Origin of the sequence: Virgibacillus sp. M23, from assembly GCF_034190895.1 — a bacterium.
Taxonomy (GTDB): domain Bacteria; phylum Bacillota; class Bacilli; order Bacillales; family Amphibacillaceae; genus Virgibacillus; species Virgibacillus salarius.
On sequence record NZ_JAWDHA010000051.1, the window covers coordinates 1 to 17,094 of the forward strand.

Sequence of the window (17,094 nt, forward strand, 5' to 3'; positions counted from 1 at the left end):
CTTAAATGCTTCCCAATGTTGATGTTTATCAAAAAAGATTCGTTTCAAGATGTTTTTTTCCATATACTTAAAATACCACAGTAAGAAACACTCTGGTATAGCCAAATTTTTATACTTTCTTATCTTTGAACAAAAGCGCAAGCGCCTGATTAGAAACGGAGCGACTGGAGCGAGTCAACGAAGATAAAGGAATTACGGTGAGCTTGCGAGCCGATGATAATTTAGCTTAGGGCGATCTGTGAAGTCGCCTAGCTTCTGGGCGCTTGCGCTTGACGCGGCTTTACACGCTCATATTTATCTACATGGGATAATTTTATAATTTTTCCTAGACTACGAGAAAAACGTACTGAGTAATACTCAATACGTTTTTCATGCTACAATATTTTATTTAAAAATTCCTTCGTTCGATCAGATTGAGGATTGGTAAAGATTTGGTCTGGTTCTCCTTCTTCGACAATAACACCATCATCCATAAAGATAACACGATCACCAACTTCTCTAGCGAATCCCATTTCATGTGTTACGACGAACATCGTCATTCCTTCTTTAGCAAGTTGTTTCATAACTTCTAGTACTTCTCCCACCAATTCAGGGTCTAATGCAGAAGTTGGTTCGTCAAATAGCATCATTTTTGGCTCCATTGCTAGTGCCCGAGCAATCGCAACCCGCTGTTGCTGCCCACCAGATAACTGCTGTGGATATTGGTCAGCCTTATCAGCTAAACCAACCTTCTCTAATAGCTTCATTGCTCGATTCCTTGCTTCTTTTGTACTTAAATGCCGTACTTTACAAGGAGCAAGCATTAAGTTCTCAATAACTTTTTTATGAGGGAATAGATTAAATTGCTGGAAAACCATTCCTACTTCCGTACGTACCAGATTTATGTTTACCTTTGGGTCATTTAAGTGGTTACCATCAACGATAACGTCCCCTTTCGTTATTGACTCAAGCATATTTAGACAACGAAGGAAGGTGCTTTTTCCTGATCCACTTGGTCCAATTATACAGACGACCTCAGATGGTTGGATTTCACAATTGATCCCTTTTAATACTTTGTTTTTGCCAAAGCTTTTATGCAAATCTTTTACCTCAATCATTGAATATCTAGTCTCCTTTCAATGACTCTTAGAATAAAGGATAATGTAAGTGTAATAGCAAGATAAAATACAGCAACTGTAGTGTATATCTCTACGGCATTAAAATGATTCGCAGCGATCAGTCTCCCTTGAAAAATTAATTCTGGAACTAGAATGACGGATAGGAGCGACGTATCCTTTATACTAATAATAAATTGGTTTCCTAATGGTGGGATCATTCGTTTGAAAGCCTGAGGCCAGATAATATAACGCATTGTTTGACTATGATTTAAGCCGAGAGAACGTCCTGCCTCTGCCTGCCCTCTATCAATTGATTGCACAGCACCTCTGACAATTTCTGCAATATATGCACCTGAATTTAGGGCAATTACAATAATACCGGCAATGATAGATTCAATTTCAAATCCGATAATTAGTGGAAGCGCAAAATAAATCCAAATAGCCTGTACTAATACCGGCGTACCTCGAATGATTTCCACATATACAGTAGATATCCCCTTTATAACCTTATTATTAGCTATTCTACCTAGACCGAATACCCCACCCAATATAAAACCAATGGCTAAGCCAACAACAGAAATCAATAATGTATAATATAACCCTGTAACTAATTCCGGGAGAAAGTCGATTACTTGAAGCCAATTAAATTCAACTGCCACCTTCGTCTCACCTCACTGTCAGAGAAAAACTAAGACCTACAGCGAAGTATAAGCCTTAGTTTTTCTCTACTTCTTTGTTTAGTTATTCTGGCTTTTTACCGAACCATTTTTCATAAATTTCATCGTATTTCCCATTTTCCTTCAGCGTTGCAAGTGCATCATTAATCGCTGTAACTAACTCTCCCTGTCCTTTAGAAATAGCTATACCATAATCTTCTGCTTGGTAAAGATCACCTACAACCTTTAGGTTATCTCCCTTTGTCTTGATATAATAATTAACATTTGGTGCATCATATAAAATAGCATCCGCACTACCATTTTCTACCGCCAAATATGCTTGGTCTAACTGTTCAAATTGACTTGCCTTCGCATTTTTAATATTTTCATTAATATACGTAGCACTAGTAGAACCAAGTCTAGTTGCTATAGTTTTCCCCTCAAGGTCTTCCATACTTTTTATGGAATCATTATCACTGCTGACCCCAATTGCTAAACCTGACTGATAGTATGGATCACTAAAGTCAACCTTCTTTTTTCGGTCTTCCTTTATACTAATACCAGCGACTGCAATATCAAAGGAACCAGTTTGTAGACCAGGGATAATACCATCGAAATTGGTTGTTTCTAATTCTATTTCAAATCCAACTTCATCAGCAATTGCCTTAATTAGTTCAATATCAAAACCTACATATTCACCATCTTCCTTAAATTCAAATGGCACGAACGAAGTATCACTTGCTACTGTATATGTATCTTTTAAACCACTCTCATCAGCATTTTTAGAACTATCGCCTTCTTTTTCTGCATCTCCTTCAGAAGAGCCACAGGCTACTAATAAACTAATAATCCCTAGCATTACGAAAAGGATGCTAAGTTGCTTCAGTCTGCTACTATTCATGAATAATCCCCCTCAGTTAGTAAAAAATGACTGCCACTTATTCATAGTATCAAAGATAAGATTTTTTAAAAAATTCTAAATTTAGGGATAACGTCGAAAGAAATCGCCTCATGTAACATCTCGTGATAATAGTCAGAAAATGCGTATGTATAGTAGAAATAGCTTGCAAATACTGCAATACATTAAAAAATTCATACCTACGTATATAAAGTAAAACTTCAATCAGTTAGTGGTTTGCTTATCCCATACTGATTGTTCGTACCACAAAGGTATGACCTAAAGGCCTTTGAACCAATCGGATATTTACTAGCAGTCCATTGACACTTACCCATATTGGCTTCATTTTATTGCTGAAAATGGGGGGATTACTGCCAGTTATATGTGGGATAAATCCCCTTAGTGTTTGTATGACGAGCTATCATTCTCTATTGCTTTATATAATTACAGAACCTATATTTACCCATATAAGCTATACAATATTTTAAAAATGAAAGGCTATCCAACGAGTAATTATTACACGTCAAATAGCCTTTTCTATTGTTTCATTATTCTCCTAATACAGTTTTAGCGATTTTCTTATCTAAATCTTCAAAGTCATGATATGAAATGGTTTCATATAATTCCTTTCTTGTTTGCATGTCGTTCACACCATCTTTTTGTGTTCCTTCTTCTTTAATTAATTGAAAGATACGTTCATATGCCTTTGCTGCCACCCTTAAAGAAGTAACTGGATATATCACCATCTTAAAGCCCATACGCTGAAACTCATCAGCTGTTATATAAGGCGTTTTCCCAAACTCGGTCATATTCGCTAATAAAGGTACACTTATTCTTTCAGCAAACAAGCGGAATTCTTCATCTGTTTGTAGTGCCTCAGGGAAAATCGCATCTGCACCTGCATGAATATAAGCCTCTGCTCTTTCAATTGCTGCATCCAATCCTTCATTTGCTCGCGCATCTGTCCTTGCAACAATTACTAAAGATGGTGCTACCTTTTTAATCGCTTGTATTTTCTGTTCCATTTCTTCCTTGGTTACTAGCTGTTTTCCATTTAAATGACCACACTTTTTGGGTAACTGTTGATCTTCAATTTGAACTGCAGCTACATTTGCCTCAAACATTTCTTGTGCAGTTCGCGCAACATTCAACACACCACCAAATCCTGTATCAATATCAACGAGCACAGGTAAATTCGTAGCACGGATGAGGTCTCGTGCCCTATCCGCTATCTCTGTGGAAGTAACCATACCAAGATCAGGTAATCCTTTACTTGCTGTATATGCTCCTCCTGATAAGTATAAGGCAGAGAAGCCAGCATCTTTAGCAACAAGTGCTGCCATTGCATCATGTGCTCCAGGAATTTGTAAAATCGATTCTGCTTGCATCAATTCCTTGAATTGATTAGCAAGTTCTATCTGTGTTTTTGGTTGATCGACAATCCATGCCATACGTGATGTCCTCCTTCTTACTTCACCAATAATTCCATAAATTCATTAACATTCATGGCAGTAAGCTTTTTATAATCATAGCTCACAGCTTCAATCTGCTTTAATTGCTTGCTAGCATATTGTGTTGCCATGTTTTGGGCATATTTTTCGAGAATTTTTGGCACCGCTTCTTCTCTACGGAAACGATGTCCTAATGGGTATTCACAATCCACTTGTTCTGTCGAAGTTCCATCCTTAAAATGTACTTGAACAGCATTTGCTATGGATCGCTTGTTAGGATCTAAATAATCTTTAGAATAATTTTCGTTCTCGGAAACTACCATTTTTTCACGTAACATATCTACTCGAGGATCAGCTGCAACGTCATCTTCATAGTCTTCTGCAACAATATTCCCTTTTAATAAACCGATGGCAGTTATATATTGAAGGCAATGGTCACGGTCAGCCGGGTTGTTTAAAGGACCTTTTTTGTCAATTATACGAATTGCAGATTCATGGGTCGTAATAGTAATGTGATCAATCTCGTCGATGCGCCCCTTCACTTCTGGATGTAGCTTTACAGCTGCTTCAGCCGCCGTTTGGGCATGAAATTCAGCGGGATACGATACTTTAAATAATACATTTTCCATCACATAGCTATCGAATGGTTGTTTAACAGTTAGCTCTTGCTTATTAAACAGCACATCTTGAAAGCCCCAACCAGGAGCACTGAGAGCAGTCTTATATCCCATTTCTCCCTTTACAGCCATCATTGCTAGACGAACTGCTCGACTGGTTGCATCCCCTGCAGCCCAAGATTTCCGAGAACCAGTATTTGGCGCATGGCGATAAGTACGTAAGCTTGAATTGTCAATCCATGCATTAGATAATGCATTAATGATCTCTTCACGATTTCCACCAAGCATCTTCGTGACAACCGCTGTTGTAGCAATCTTTACAAACATTACGTGGTCAAGTCCAACGCGGTTCAAGCTGTTTTCTAATGCCAGTACGCCTTGAATTTCATGAGCTTTAATCATTGCTTCCAATACATCATGAACGTTTAATGGTTCCTGTCCTTTAGCTAGTCGCTCTTGACTTACAAAGTCTGCAACTGCAAGTATTCCACCTAAGTTGTCAGAAGGATGCCCCCATTCTGCTGCTAACCATGTATCATTATAATCTAACCAACGAATGATCGTTCCAATATTGAATGCGCCTTGAACCGGATCAAGAACATGAGAGGTTCCTGGTACCCTTGTGCCATTTGGGACAACTGTTCCAGGTACGATAGGTCCTAAATGCTTGGTGCATTCTGGGTAGTTTAACGCAAGGATCCCACAACCAATCGTATCAATAAATACATAATGAGCGGTTGAATAAGCTTCCTCGCTCGTAATCTCTTTATTTAATACATATTCAGCAATTTCCTCTAAAAGTGCATCCGTTTTCTTCTGTTCATCAACTTTCAACATGAATTTTCTCCCTTTCTCTCACTGATAGCTAGTATTAATCGATAACCTTCTTAATAACTTTCTCCAATATAATTTACACGAGGACGGAATAAACGATTATTATTATGCTGTTCAATAACATGTGCAGCTAAACCAGCCGTCCGCGCACTAAAGAAAATCGGAGTATATAACCCTATAGGTATTCCTAACATCCAATACACTGGGGCAGCATAGTAATCCAAATTAGGGTATAGCCCTTTTTCTTCTCGCATTACCTTCTCACCAGCTTCACACATTTCAAGTAGCAATGAATCCCCTTTTTTATCGCATAACTGTTTTAGAGATTCCTTCATTACTAATGCTCTTGGGTCCATTTTTTTCATATATACTCGATGTCCAAATCCCATAATCTTTTCTTTTTTCATCAGCTTTTTCTGTAGTAGTTCTTCGAATTCTCCAACAGACTTTGCCTCATTTAACATGTACATAACTGCTTCATTTGCCCCTCCGTGAAGATTTCCCTTCAAAGAAGCAACGCCACCAGTCAATGCACCATATAAATCAGAATTTGTTGAGGCTATAACCCTTGCAGTAAATGTTGAATTAGGCATTTCATGCTCACTATATAATAGAAGCGAGCGATCAAAAATCTCTGCCTCCCAAGCTTCTGGTTCTTCCCCTGTAATCATATACAAGAAGTTAGCACTATACGAAAGCTCTTGGTTCGGCTGAACTGCTTCTTGGCCATGGATTAGCCGGTAACTATTTACAGTAATCGCAGGAAGATTACCTAATAACGCATATGCCCTACGCTTATTTGCTTCTAGGGACCGATTTTCTATATCCTCATCATACCCAGAAAGCGCTGACAAACCTGTCCGTAATCCATCCATTGGATGTGTTTGTTTTGGTAATAAAGCTAATAGCTTCATCACATCAGTCGGTATATCGTAATTCGTTGTTAATTCCTTTTCCAATACTAACTTCTCTGTTGAATCGGGAAGCGTACCATTAAGCAGGAGATGCACAATATCAATGTAATCATTACTCTTAGATAGTTCTATCAGTTCATGGCCACGAATAATTATTTTTTCCTGTTCTGTATCAAGGAAGGAAATAGCAGTTTCTGAAGCTATTACCCCATCTAAACCCGGAACATACTTTTCTTTCGTACTCATATACATCCTCCTTTAAGATAATTCATTGTTTAATAGTTCAGTAATTTCATTATATTCTATAGTTCTATTATAAAATTGAAATGAAAATTAGAAAAATATATAATTTTAATTATTAGCCATAATTTTTTTCTATATCAAGCATAAAATTAGGAGAGATTCTGAAATGAAAATACAGGATTGGGAAATGCTTGCAACCTTATATGCTACAGAAAATATTACTCAAGCGGCACATCGCCTGTTCTTATCACAGCCTACGCTAACATCTCGATTAAAAAAACTCGAAAACTATTATGGTGTGCAACTAATTATTCGAAAGCAAAGAGGAATCACCTTTACACCTGAAGGGGAGCAATTAGCACAGCATGCCAAGAAAATGCTTTATGAACAGCGAAAAATTGAAGAGCGGCTACATAATATGAAGGAACAAGTAGCTGGTACGATTAGAGTTGGCGTTTCTAACTTTTTTGCTTTAAATAAAATGCCAAAATTACTACGATTATTTAAGCAAAGCTATCCGAATGTTGAATTTCAAGTAGTCACTGGCTGGAGTAGCGAAATGCATCGGCTGATCCTCAATAATGATGTCCACATTGGTTTTATCAAAGGTGATTATGTGTGGAACGAAAACAAAGACCTGCTTTATGAGGAAGAAATTTGTATTGCCTCACCATGGGATTTTACATGGAAAGATCTCCCTGATTTACCACGAATTGACTATTATACAGATGAAAAAATGAGAAGCATTGTAGATCAATGGTGGTATAGCAATTACAAACAAACGCCAAATATAAATATTCAAGTTAGTCAAGTCGAAACATGTAAAGAAATGATTATTAATGGATTAGGCTATGCGATTTTAGCTAATTTAGTTGTCCGCCCCTACCCAGAACTAATTATCAAACCGTTACAGCATCCTTCAGGTAAAGCAATCACTCGAAAAACATGGATGTATTATCATGAGGATACATTACAGTTGAACATCGTTCATGCCTTTGTTCGTTTTATTCAAACACTGGATGTAAAGGCATTATAAGTCAGATAAGCTATCAAACATCGTAGCTAAAAAGCATTTGAATGGATTACTTAAATACTACTTATTCATACCATATTACATTGCAACACTTAAAATCAATCTGTTTTTTGTCACTACGCAGTATCATTCTAATCCGCTTACGAATAAAACAACAAATTACTCTCTGTCACAAATATCTCTTCATTATCGTCTTGAATTATAAGGTGATACTTCAATCCGTGGGAATTTTTTTATCTCCTACGAATGGTTAGTACCACAAGGGTATGGCCTAAAGGCCCTAGAACTAATCGGACATTTAGCTGGCAGCTGTTCCCACACTTATCCATATTGGTTTCACTTTATTGCTTGAAAGTAAAGGCTTACTGCCAGTTATATGCGGGATAAAAAGAGATAATAGGAGGTTATTTCATGGTTCAAAAATGGGATGTTGTTATTGTTGGAGGAGGATTAGCAGGCTACGTAGCGGCCAATTTTTTAGCTAAAACACCTTTGAACGTGTTACTGTTAGAGAAAGCAAAGCAGGTTGGAGGACGTGCAAGAACAGATATAATCAATCATCAATTATTTAATTTAGGCCCTCATGCTCTTTATAAAAAAGGAATGGCCCGAACTATATTAGAGGAATTAAACATTACGCTTGAAGGAAACACGCCAAAACTAGGTGGTATCTTAATTGAAAATAATACGAAATATGTAGCGCCATTCTCCCCACTTGGACTCTTCAAGACCACTTTTTTGAATTGGAAAGAGCGCAAGGAATGGGTGTCTATATTGATAAAAATAAAAAATTCCAACCGTGATGAATTAGACACCAAGACTTTCCACGAATGGGTTCACCAATCTACCAATTCAGAGAAAGTCCGCTCATTACTTTATATTATAGGCAGATTAGCAACATACTGCCATGCTCCTCATAAAGTTAGCGCATATGTTGTTATCTCTCATATCCAGTATGCTATAGGAGGTGTCACTTATTTAGATGGCGGATGGCAAACAATGATTGATCAACTTCATAATCAAGCAGTTATCTCAGGAGTGGAAATCCAAACAAAGTCAAACATGAAGCAAATTGTCAAAAATAAATCTGATCAATTTCAGTTAACGCTGTCCAATGGGGATTGTCTTCAAACGAAACACGTACTCTATACAGGAGCACCAGATAATTTAAACAACGTAATAGCCGAATCATTCCCCTATCTCCAAAGAAATTTCCTAGAAGAAATCGTACCCGTAAAAGCTGCAACTTTAGATGTTGCATTAGAGAAACTACCTAAGCCAAAACAATTATTTGCTATGGGAATAACAACCCCCTACTATTATTCTGTTCATTCAAAATATGCTAGGCTTTCCCAAAGTGGACAGTGTACAATCCTTCACGTTCTTAAATACCATCATCCAGATGAAAGGATATTTGGGAGACAAGAGCAAACTCACCTTGAAGCGTTCTTAAACAAAATACAACCAGGCTGGCAAGAATATGAAGTGGCACGTAGGTTTCTACCGCAAATAACCGTAAATTACCGTCTACCTCAAGTTGGGGAAAGGAAAAATTTCTGCCAATCTGAAACTCATATTTCCGGGTTATTTATTGCTGGTGACTGGGCATCACCAGATTCTATACTATCAGAGGGTGCTGTTGAGAGCGGAAAAAAAGCAGCCATTGAAATTATGCAAAAAGAAGGAAGGTCATCTCATGCAACTTAATAATGAAGCGTATCGACTCTATCAACCTTTGTTATTTTCATTAGGTTACCGAATGCTAGGTTCAGTTGTAGATACGGAGGATATTGTACAGGAAACCTTCCTACGTGCCTATCAAATCAAAGATCAGAAGATTGAAAACAAAAAAGCTTATCTTTGTAAAATGATGACCAACCGTTGTCTGGATTTTTTAAAATCTGCAAAAAAAAGACGAGAAGTGTATATTGGGCCATGGAACCCTGAGCCTTTATTCTTTTTTAGTGACATGCACGATCACCCCTCAGAAGCTCTACTACAAAAAGAAGGATTAAGTATTGCTTATTTACGAATGATGGAGCAGCTGTCTCCTCACGAACGAGCCGTTTTACTATTGCGTGAGGTATTTGACTTTTCTTATCGAGAGATTTCTACCATCGTAGAAAAGACGGAGGATAACTGCAGAAAACTATATAGCCGTTCAAAGCAAAAAATCTCAATTGTAGAGAACGAAAGCTTACATTATGAGAGAAATAAAGACGTTGTCAACCGTTTTCTCAAAGCCTTCCACATACAAAATACGAGTGAACTGCTTGAGCTAGTATCGGATAAAGTTACCTTGTATTCAGATGGTGGAGGGAAAGTCAAAGCCGCTGTTCGTCCAATTCGAACACGTACGAAGGTTTTAGCATTTTTAATTGGTATAAGAAAAAAGACCGCAGAAGACTATTACTACGAAATCAGAAGCGTTAATGGCCAGCCCTCTCTCATCAATTATATGAATGGTACCATTCATAGTACGGTCAGTTTCTATATTCTTCATCGTACAATTAAAGAAATTTATATAACGATGAATCCTGATAAATTGAAACTTCAATCCGCAGGGGTTTTGTTTACCCGCTGATTGGTAGTACTACAAGGGTATGACCTAAAGGCATCACTCTATTCCCAAAGCGTGCAAACCTAATACTTTACAAACTCCATACAAAAATCTGCCCTAGAAGCAAGCTTTCCCATGGGCAGATTTTTTTAAGATTACTATCAGCGTGTAAAGATCTATCGAACATTTATACTTAATGATCACTCTTCCATTATACGCGACACGATTTAACGGACATGTCATTATTTAAAGACTTTAAATATCTTTAATATCTATAATCAATCCAAAAAAATAAATAAGCAGGTTATTTCCTGGCAATAAAGACATATAAAGAGTCTGTTGGAAAGAATTTTTGTATTATATCCATTCCAGCATTTGTTATTTCTTGTTCCATTATTGATGAGGAAATTCTCGGTGGACCATCATTAACATGATCTAGCTTCTCTATTTCAACACATACAAAATAACCAGATTCTTTAAGGACACGTTTTATTTCCTGCAACGTTTTGGATATCGTTTTCGTCTCATGTAATACTAATGAAGCAAGGACAATGCCTATAGAATCATTTGATAGTCGAATATGATCAATGTCCGCTTGCATAGCCTTAATATTTGTAAGGTTCTCCTTTTGTGCTTTAGTATTTATAATTTCTAACATATTTGGATCTCTATCTAATGCGTATACAAGGCTGTCAACCTCTTTAGCTGCTGGAAGTGTTAAATATCCAGTACCTGCACCTAAATCTAATATTGTATCCGTTCTCGTCATTGGGAGTAAATTCAACAGCTTTTCTGGAGGTAGGTCCTCCCTCCTTTTAGATCCATCTAAAAATTCTATTTTTCTTGTGAAAATTTCCTTTTCTTTCGAATTACATTTGTGTTCCTTCATTCATAGCCTCCTTTATATAACACTGAAAACAAAATCTTCAGCAATTCCATATTGACAAAGCTTATAAAGTGAAATGTCAACCAGTTGGTTTTTTGTTTATCCCCCGCTTACCAATTTTGCTTTCTCTTTGGGGTATTACTGCTAGTTATATGTGAAATAAATTTGCTGACAATGCTGCTTTAGAAGTCTTCTTCGATTAACGCTGCATTGACTCCTAATGCAGCTTTACTACCTTCTGCTGCAGCAATAATTAATTGAGTTGCCCCAGCTAATAACGTGTCCCCGCTTGCATATACACCTTCCACATTTGTTCTTCCAAAGTGATCTACTTTTATCCCTCCTTGATCGTTGAATTCACAGTCTAAGTCTCGACCAATGGATGACGCTTGTTCCCATTCTGGTGTAACAAATCCTCCTTCTCGTGTAATGCTCTCACCACCAGCAAAGGTAATCCCTTTTAAATACCCATGATCCCCTTGCAATGAGGTAATTTCTTGCTCATATATGATAATGCCCTTGCTGTTTAATTGATTTTTTTGTTCCACCGAAAGGATTTGCTTGCCATTTGTACATACAATCAGATCTTTACTCCAATTAAAGACCACTTTAGCCATATGGAAAGCTCTGTTATTTTCAGCTATTAGAGCCAATGGTCGATCCCTTAATTCCCAACCATCACAAAATGGACAACTAAATATACTGGTGCCATAAAACTGATTTACTTGAGCTATATTGGGTAAGGTTTCTTTCAGTCCAGTCGCTAAAATAATCTTTTTAGCTTTGTAAACCTCGCCGTCATCTGCTTTGATTGTGAATACCTGTTTATCTTTATCCACCTGTAAAACACGTTGTTTTTTGATGATAACATTTGGATACTTACTTAATTCCTCTCGTGCAATTTGTTTGAACTCTAACGGATGAATACCGTCCCGTGTGATAAAGCCATGGGACTCGTTCGTAACGGCGTTTCTCGGTTTATTATCATCAAATAAAATCGTTTTGCGCTTAGACCTTCCAAGCATCAGTGAGGCATTAAGCCCAGCTGGACCTCCGCCGATAACAATACAGTCTAACAGCATCTAAATCATCCCCATTCCCTTTTTATGATTATTTCTTGACCAACAAACAAATAGCTACGAATTTAGCTTTAATTCTTCTGATCATTAGCTGTGTAGTTCACAGCTTCTTTTACCCCCTCCATTAAACCTATTATAGATATATAATATCTATAATTTGTATTATATACTAGCACGCCATTAAATGAAACGCAAACGAATTTTTCATCTAGGATGAAATTAAAATCGTTATCCCCAAAGCCGAATAATAAAATAAATGTTCATACGAGGTGCAGTCAAAATACGTAGACTTTTTGACAAAGAAGATCGCTTCTCAAGGCCTTCCTTATCCTACGGGAAAAGTCCAGTTGAAGATCTCGCAGAAATGATCTTTGCTTTCCCAAGAACCTAAAACCGTGCCCCGGAAAGAAAGCTCTTTCCACGAGCACGGCCACAGCTAACTTGGTAAAGAAAAACACGTTACCACGTGAATCTTCGGACTCGTACTGTTCCCGCGGGAGTTTCGCTTATTTCAGGTGCTAAAGGAATGATTCTAATCAAAAAACGAAAAGATAATTAATTTCAACTAAATTATCTTTTCGTTTTTTATTGTTTCTTCGTTCTTTTGTCTCAGCCTCTTCAACTTGTAAATAAAACCTTGGTTTACTACAATCTTTTTTGTATATGAGCAGGCGAACGCCCAAGTCTTCTCGTGCAAACCACACTGTGGGGGCTGGAATCGCCCGTTTTTCCGCAGAAGTTTTCTATTATTCGCTGCCCTAAACTGAAAAGAAGCTTCTTCATGTTAATACACTGTTCCCGAAAGATATGTTTCTCTGTATACTGGAGAGATTAATAACCCATTCGTTCTTTAATTCTCGCTGCATTAGATTTAGAGGTCAACATCTCTAATAATATGAACGCCACCTCTATGGCAGTTCCTGGATTAGATGAAGTAATTATATTTTCATTAACGACAATTCGATCCTTGGATACCTGTACACCATATGTAGCTAATTGCGCTAATCGTTTGCTAGTTGGAAAATTATACGTAGTAGCCTGACGATTGTGTAAAATCCCACTATGCGCAAGTGCTAAAGAAGCTACACAAATAGCGGCAATGGGTTTTTGATGTGCATTAAAATGTTGTATTATTTCTTGAAATGTTTTACTAAAAGCATCGACATAAAAATTCGCTTCTTCAAAGCCTCCAGGAATTGCTAATGCATCAAATTCAGTTAAATCAATTTCTTCAACTAGCTTTTCTGGTGTAACCTGAAAATTCCATGTTGCTTGCAGCGTTGGATGAAGCCCGACTGAAGTAACGGCTGTCGATCCATCACCTTCTAATTGATTCCAACCAAGTACATCTGTAAAAACACTTGCTTCGTAAGCCTCAAAGCCATCTGCAAGTAATAATAATACCTTTTTCATAAGAAGTCCCTCCTTTATTTCTTCACTTAAGTTTAATTAATTTCCATGACTACTTAAATAGATATTGAACGGTATTTAGTTGAATTTTCCTTTGTTTTAGTGGATAATTTAATTAAATACTTTATATAATTAGGAGAATTTATGGACCACATCGATTATGAAATTTTAAAGCAGCTCGAGCAGAATGCAAAAATGACCACAAAACAAGTCGCTGCTCATGTACATCTATCTGCACCTGCAGTAGCTGAGCGCATTAAAAAACTCGAAGATCAACAAATTATTACAGGCTATCAAACATCGATTGATGTAAACAAGCTTAATCGTTCCATTATTGCGCTTGTATTATTTAAATCCAACGACTGTAAGAGGCTGGCACAATTTTGCTACAACCATCCTGATGTACTGGAATGCTACCGAGTTGCCGGTGAAATCAGCTATATTGCTAAAGTAGCAACACAATCAGTAGAAACCCTTGAAAAATTTATTGATCAATCTATGACATATGGGACACCATCTACAAATATTGTAATGTCTGAGCAAAAAAATTCAGTTTTATAAGATGGTACACACATTCCTACTTTTCTATATAAACAAATGCTTGGCTACAACATTAAAATCTTAAAGATGTTTAGAATAAAGTGGAACTCCAGTCAGCTGGAGTTTTGTATATCTCTCCACTGATTATTCGTACCACAAGGGTATGACCTAAAGGTCTTTGAACCAATCAGACATTTATTGGCAGTCGAACCCGCACTTATCCTTATTGGTTTGACTTTATTAGGCTTACCGCCAGTTATATGTGACATAAATTTGGAATAGTGCATGTTGAGGAGCATCCATTTTAATGGTACGATTAAAATCACTTGTAGATAATGAAACTCTATAATAACTACAATATGCACAGGAGGAAACAATGAAATATTCGAAGGCTACAAATTATGCATTACACACAATGGTATATTTACTCCTCTTACCTAGGGGTAGCACAATCGGCGTTCAGCCCTTAGCAGAAATACAAAAGCTTTCTCCGAGCTATCTTTCGAAGATCTTAACCAAGCTTGCTAAAGGTGGGCTCATCGAGTCAACTCCAGGTGTCAATGGTGGATATAAAATTTCTAAGCCAAAAAACGAAATCTCATTTCTCGATGTCATTAGAACAATTGAAGGTCATTCAAGTCTATTTCATTGCTCGTTAAATCATCAAGAAGATTGTCTAATCGAAAATGTGATGATGAAAGCAGAACAAAACATGAATAGCGAATTAGACCAAACGTACCTCATTGATATTGCCAATAAAGCAAATGATGAAATGGTTCGTTATATAAATGAACGAGCTAATAAATAATTTTGCAACCATAAATAAAGTAAACCTTCAATCAATTGGGGATATTGTTTATCCCGACGATTGTTAACGGAACCCATTGATTAGACATTTACTGGCAGTCGACCTCCCACTTATCCATATTGGTTTCACTTTATTGCTTGAAGTCGAGGGTATTATTGCCAGTTATATGCTCGATAAATGAAGTTAGGAAGCTCTAACTATGGTTTAGGATTGGTTCGTTCCTCTTGCTAGCACTATCGGATCTCACCAAAGGATTCTGCGTTACTTCCATAGATAGCGTAGTTCGTTGTTCTCTAGAACCTACTCCACTTCCTACGATTAATAGGTAAAGTCATCGTCAAATGACTTTACCCATCTTTAATCTTAATATGTTTCTCTTAAACACGTTCGGGATTACCGTTTTGCGAGATAATATACTGCTGGTACCGCGTGATATAAGCCTGCGTACATTCTACTGTTAAGCGTGTGCCATTTTCTTCATAGTTCGTAGTGATCACATTTGCCTGTTCGTTTAGATTTGCTACGACCTGCCCCTGATCAAATGGAATAAGCATCTCGCATTGGATTAAATCTTTAAAGATCTCCCGATTAATTACTTCTATTAATTCATGAATACCAACCCTTTGCTTTGCTGAAAGATATACCTTATTCTCCTCTACTGCTGGTATGTCTACGTCGATTATATCTCCTTTATTTAAAGCATAAATAATCGGAACGTTTTCAACACCTAAGCTCAATAGTGTTTGCTTCGTAACCTCCATTAAATTTTCATGATTCGGTTCGGAATAATCAACGACATGAATAATTAAATCAGCTTCTACCACTTCCTCTAAAGTAGAACGGAATGCCTTTACCAAATGATGAGGGAGTTTACTAACAAAACCTACTGTATCTGTCAGCAGAAAGGATTTGTTAGCAGGCATAGGAATCTTCCTTACCGATGTTTCCAATGTCGCAAATAGCATATCTTTTTCAAAAACCTGTTTATTTGAAGAGGGGTTAAACTGTTCAACCATAGCATTCATAATAGTTGATTTTCCAGCGTTCGTATAGCCGACTAAGGACACAACTGGAAGACCACTTTGTTGACGCTTCCTCCGCTGTATGCCTCGCTGAGCCACTAACTCCTCTAGCTCTTTATTTAATACTGCAATTTTCTCTTCAATCTTACGACGGTCAAGCTCAAGCTTTGTTTCTCCAGACCCTCTATTATTTAATCCCACTCCGCCACCTTGTCTACCTAAATCTTCATTCTGACCAATTAGGCGTGGGAGCATGTACTCAAGTCTTGCCACTTCCACTTGTAGCTGTGCTTCTCTTGTTTTGGCCCGTTCTGCAAAAATATCTAGAATTAACATCGTACGGTCACTAACGACTATTCCCAGCTTTTCCTCAAGAACACGTATTTGAGATGCTGTCAACTCATCATTAACAATAATCACCTCTGCATCCTTCCTCTGGATCAGTTCATGCAATTCTTCGATTTTTCCTTTCCCAAGATAATGCGCTTTATGAATACGAGCTAACTTCTGCGTTAGCTCTCCCACTACTTCGATATGACGTGCAGCGGCCAGTCCTGCTAATTCCTCCATAGAATACGCAAAACCCTCCGATTGATTTTTAATATCTACACCTACATTAATTGCTTTTTTCATATTAACATTCCCTTCCATTCTCTCTTAAAATTAAAAATCACAGGTCTTCTACCTGTGATGGAAAAGTAAATGGATGGAATCAAAAAATGCATAAATCCTTATTGGCTCGTTTCACACAAAAAATACAATTCACCCACAATAGTAAATATTGTATGAACAGTCAAGGTCAAGAAAGCTATTTAATTTGCATGTACTGACTATTTTTTAATACGACAAAAAGAGGGTTGAATCGTTCCCTCTTTGGCAAAAACACCGTATAACAAAGGCTTCCTTAAAAATAGACAGACCCATTCCATTTACTCCACACACAAGCAGAGTCTTTGACCATATTCAGTTAACGGTTCAAAGCTTGGAAACGTAGTCTGATAATATACACAAGGAAAACCTCCGTTCATTTAAGTTAACTTTATTAT

At 37.2% G+C, this 17,094-nt stretch carries 15 protein-coding genes; 5 read left to right on the plus strand and 10 right to left on the minus strand.

Annotated elements, in window-relative coordinates; genetic code table 11:
* Positions 1–374 precede the first annotated feature (374 nt).
* The 6 genes from RVS70_RS16470 to mmgD form a co-directional block, all read right to left on the minus strand.
* Entirely contained in the window at positions 375–1,097 is a 723-nt protein-coding gene (locus RVS70_RS16470) for an amino acid ABC transporter ATP-binding protein (protein WP_321134080.1), read from the minus strand.
* Positions 1,094–1,756, minus strand: coding sequence for an amino acid ABC transporter permease (locus tag RVS70_RS16475; RefSeq protein ID WP_026679966.1), 663 nt, complete (start codon positions 1,754–1,756; stop codon positions 1,094–1,096). Before RVS70_RS16475 ends, RVS70_RS16470 begins: the two co-directional genes overlap by 4 nt.
* 82 nt (positions 1,757–1,838) lie before the next feature.
* Complete coding sequence (locus RVS70_RS16480; RefSeq protein WP_051388250.1) at positions 1,839–2,654, minus strand: glutamine ABC transporter substrate-binding protein; 816 nt, start codon at positions 2,652–2,654, stop codon at positions 1,839–1,841.
* 545 nt (positions 2,655–3,199) lie between these two features.
* Positions 3,200–4,102 (minus strand): methylisocitrate lyase, encoded by a 903-nt coding sequence (gene prpB / locus RVS70_RS16485; RefSeq protein WP_026679968.1) that lies wholly within the window; start codon positions 4,100–4,102, stop codon positions 3,200–3,202.
* Positions 4,103–4,119: 17 nt separating this feature from the next.
* Positions 4,120–5,556: a 2-methylcitrate dehydratase gene (prpD, locus tag RVS70_RS16490; protein ID WP_321134082.1), complete on the minus strand. Its 1,437-nt coding sequence runs from the start codon at positions 5,554–5,556 to the stop codon at positions 4,120–4,122.
* A gap of 50 nt (positions 5,557–5,606) precedes the next feature.
* A complete protein-coding gene (gene mmgD, locus RVS70_RS16495) occupies positions 5,607–6,713 on the minus strand; it encodes a citrate synthase (RefSeq protein ID WP_121604691.1) in 1,107 nt (368 codons plus the stop codon).
* Between the two features lie 163 nt (positions 6,714–6,876).
* On the opposite strand from mmgD, the gene RVS70_RS16500 reads away from it, so the two are divergent.
* The 3 genes from RVS70_RS16500 (at position 6,877) to RVS70_RS16510 (ending at position 10,327) form a co-directional block, all read left to right on the plus strand.
* Positions 6,877–7,746, plus strand: coding sequence for a LysR family transcriptional regulator (locus tag RVS70_RS16500; RefSeq protein WP_026679971.1), 870 nt, complete (start codon positions 6,877–6,879; stop codon positions 7,744–7,746).
* A gap of 408 nt (positions 7,747–8,154) precedes the next feature.
* Positions 8,155–9,450, plus strand: a complete 1,296-nt coding sequence (locus RVS70_RS16505; RefSeq protein ID WP_321134084.1) for a phytoene desaturase family protein — start codon at positions 8,155–8,157, stop codon at positions 9,448–9,450.
* Positions 9,440–10,327: an RNA polymerase sigma-70 factor gene (locus tag RVS70_RS16510; protein WP_121604689.1), complete on the plus strand. Its 888-nt coding sequence runs from the start codon at positions 9,440–9,442 to the stop codon at positions 10,325–10,327. The genes RVS70_RS16505 and RVS70_RS16510 overlap by 11 nt, the downstream gene beginning before the upstream one ends.
* Before the next feature lie 280 nt (positions 10,328–10,607).
* On the opposite strand, the gene RVS70_RS16515 is transcribed toward RVS70_RS16510, so the two are convergent.
* The 3 genes from RVS70_RS16515 to RVS70_RS16525 all read right to left on the minus strand — a co-directional run bounded on the left by RVS70_RS16515 (position 10,608) and on the right by RVS70_RS16525 (position 13,681).
* On the minus strand, positions 10,608–11,192 hold the full coding sequence (locus RVS70_RS16515) for a class I SAM-dependent methyltransferase (protein WP_321134087.1): 585 nt from the start codon (positions 11,190–11,192) through the stop codon (positions 10,608–10,610).
* A gap of 179 nt (positions 11,193–11,371) precedes the next feature.
* Positions 11,372–12,271, minus strand: a complete 900-nt coding sequence (locus RVS70_RS16520) for an NAD(P)/FAD-dependent oxidoreductase (protein WP_321134089.1) — start codon at positions 12,269–12,271, stop codon at positions 11,372–11,374.
* Positions 12,272–13,099: 828 nt separating this feature from the next.
* Complete coding sequence (locus RVS70_RS16525) at positions 13,100–13,681, minus strand: DJ-1/PfpI family protein (RefSeq protein ID WP_026679976.1); 582 nt, start codon at positions 13,679–13,681, stop codon at positions 13,100–13,102.
* A 141-nt stretch (positions 13,682–13,822) separates the two neighbouring features.
* On the opposite strand from RVS70_RS16525, the gene RVS70_RS16530 reads away from it, so the two are divergent.
* Both RVS70_RS16530 and RVS70_RS16535 read left to right on the plus strand, forming a co-directional pair.
* A complete protein-coding gene (locus tag RVS70_RS16530; protein WP_026679977.1) occupies positions 13,823–14,239 on the plus strand; it encodes an Lrp/AsnC family transcriptional regulator in 417 nt (138 codons plus the stop codon).
* Between the two features lie 355 nt (positions 14,240–14,594).
* A complete protein-coding gene (locus RVS70_RS16535) occupies positions 14,595–15,026 on the plus strand; it encodes an Rrf2 family transcriptional regulator (RefSeq protein ID WP_166530789.1) in 432 nt (143 codons plus the stop codon).
* Positions 15,027–15,403: 377 nt separating this feature from the next.
* On the opposite strand, the gene hflX is transcribed toward RVS70_RS16535, so the two are convergent.
* The gene (gene hflX / locus RVS70_RS16540; protein ID WP_318279915.1) at positions 15,404–16,681 is read right to left on the minus strand and encodes a GTPase HflX; all 1,278 of its coding nucleotides are present in this window, start codon (positions 16,679–16,681) and stop codon (positions 15,404–15,406) included.
* Between the last annotated feature and the right edge of the window lie 413 nt (positions 16,682–17,094).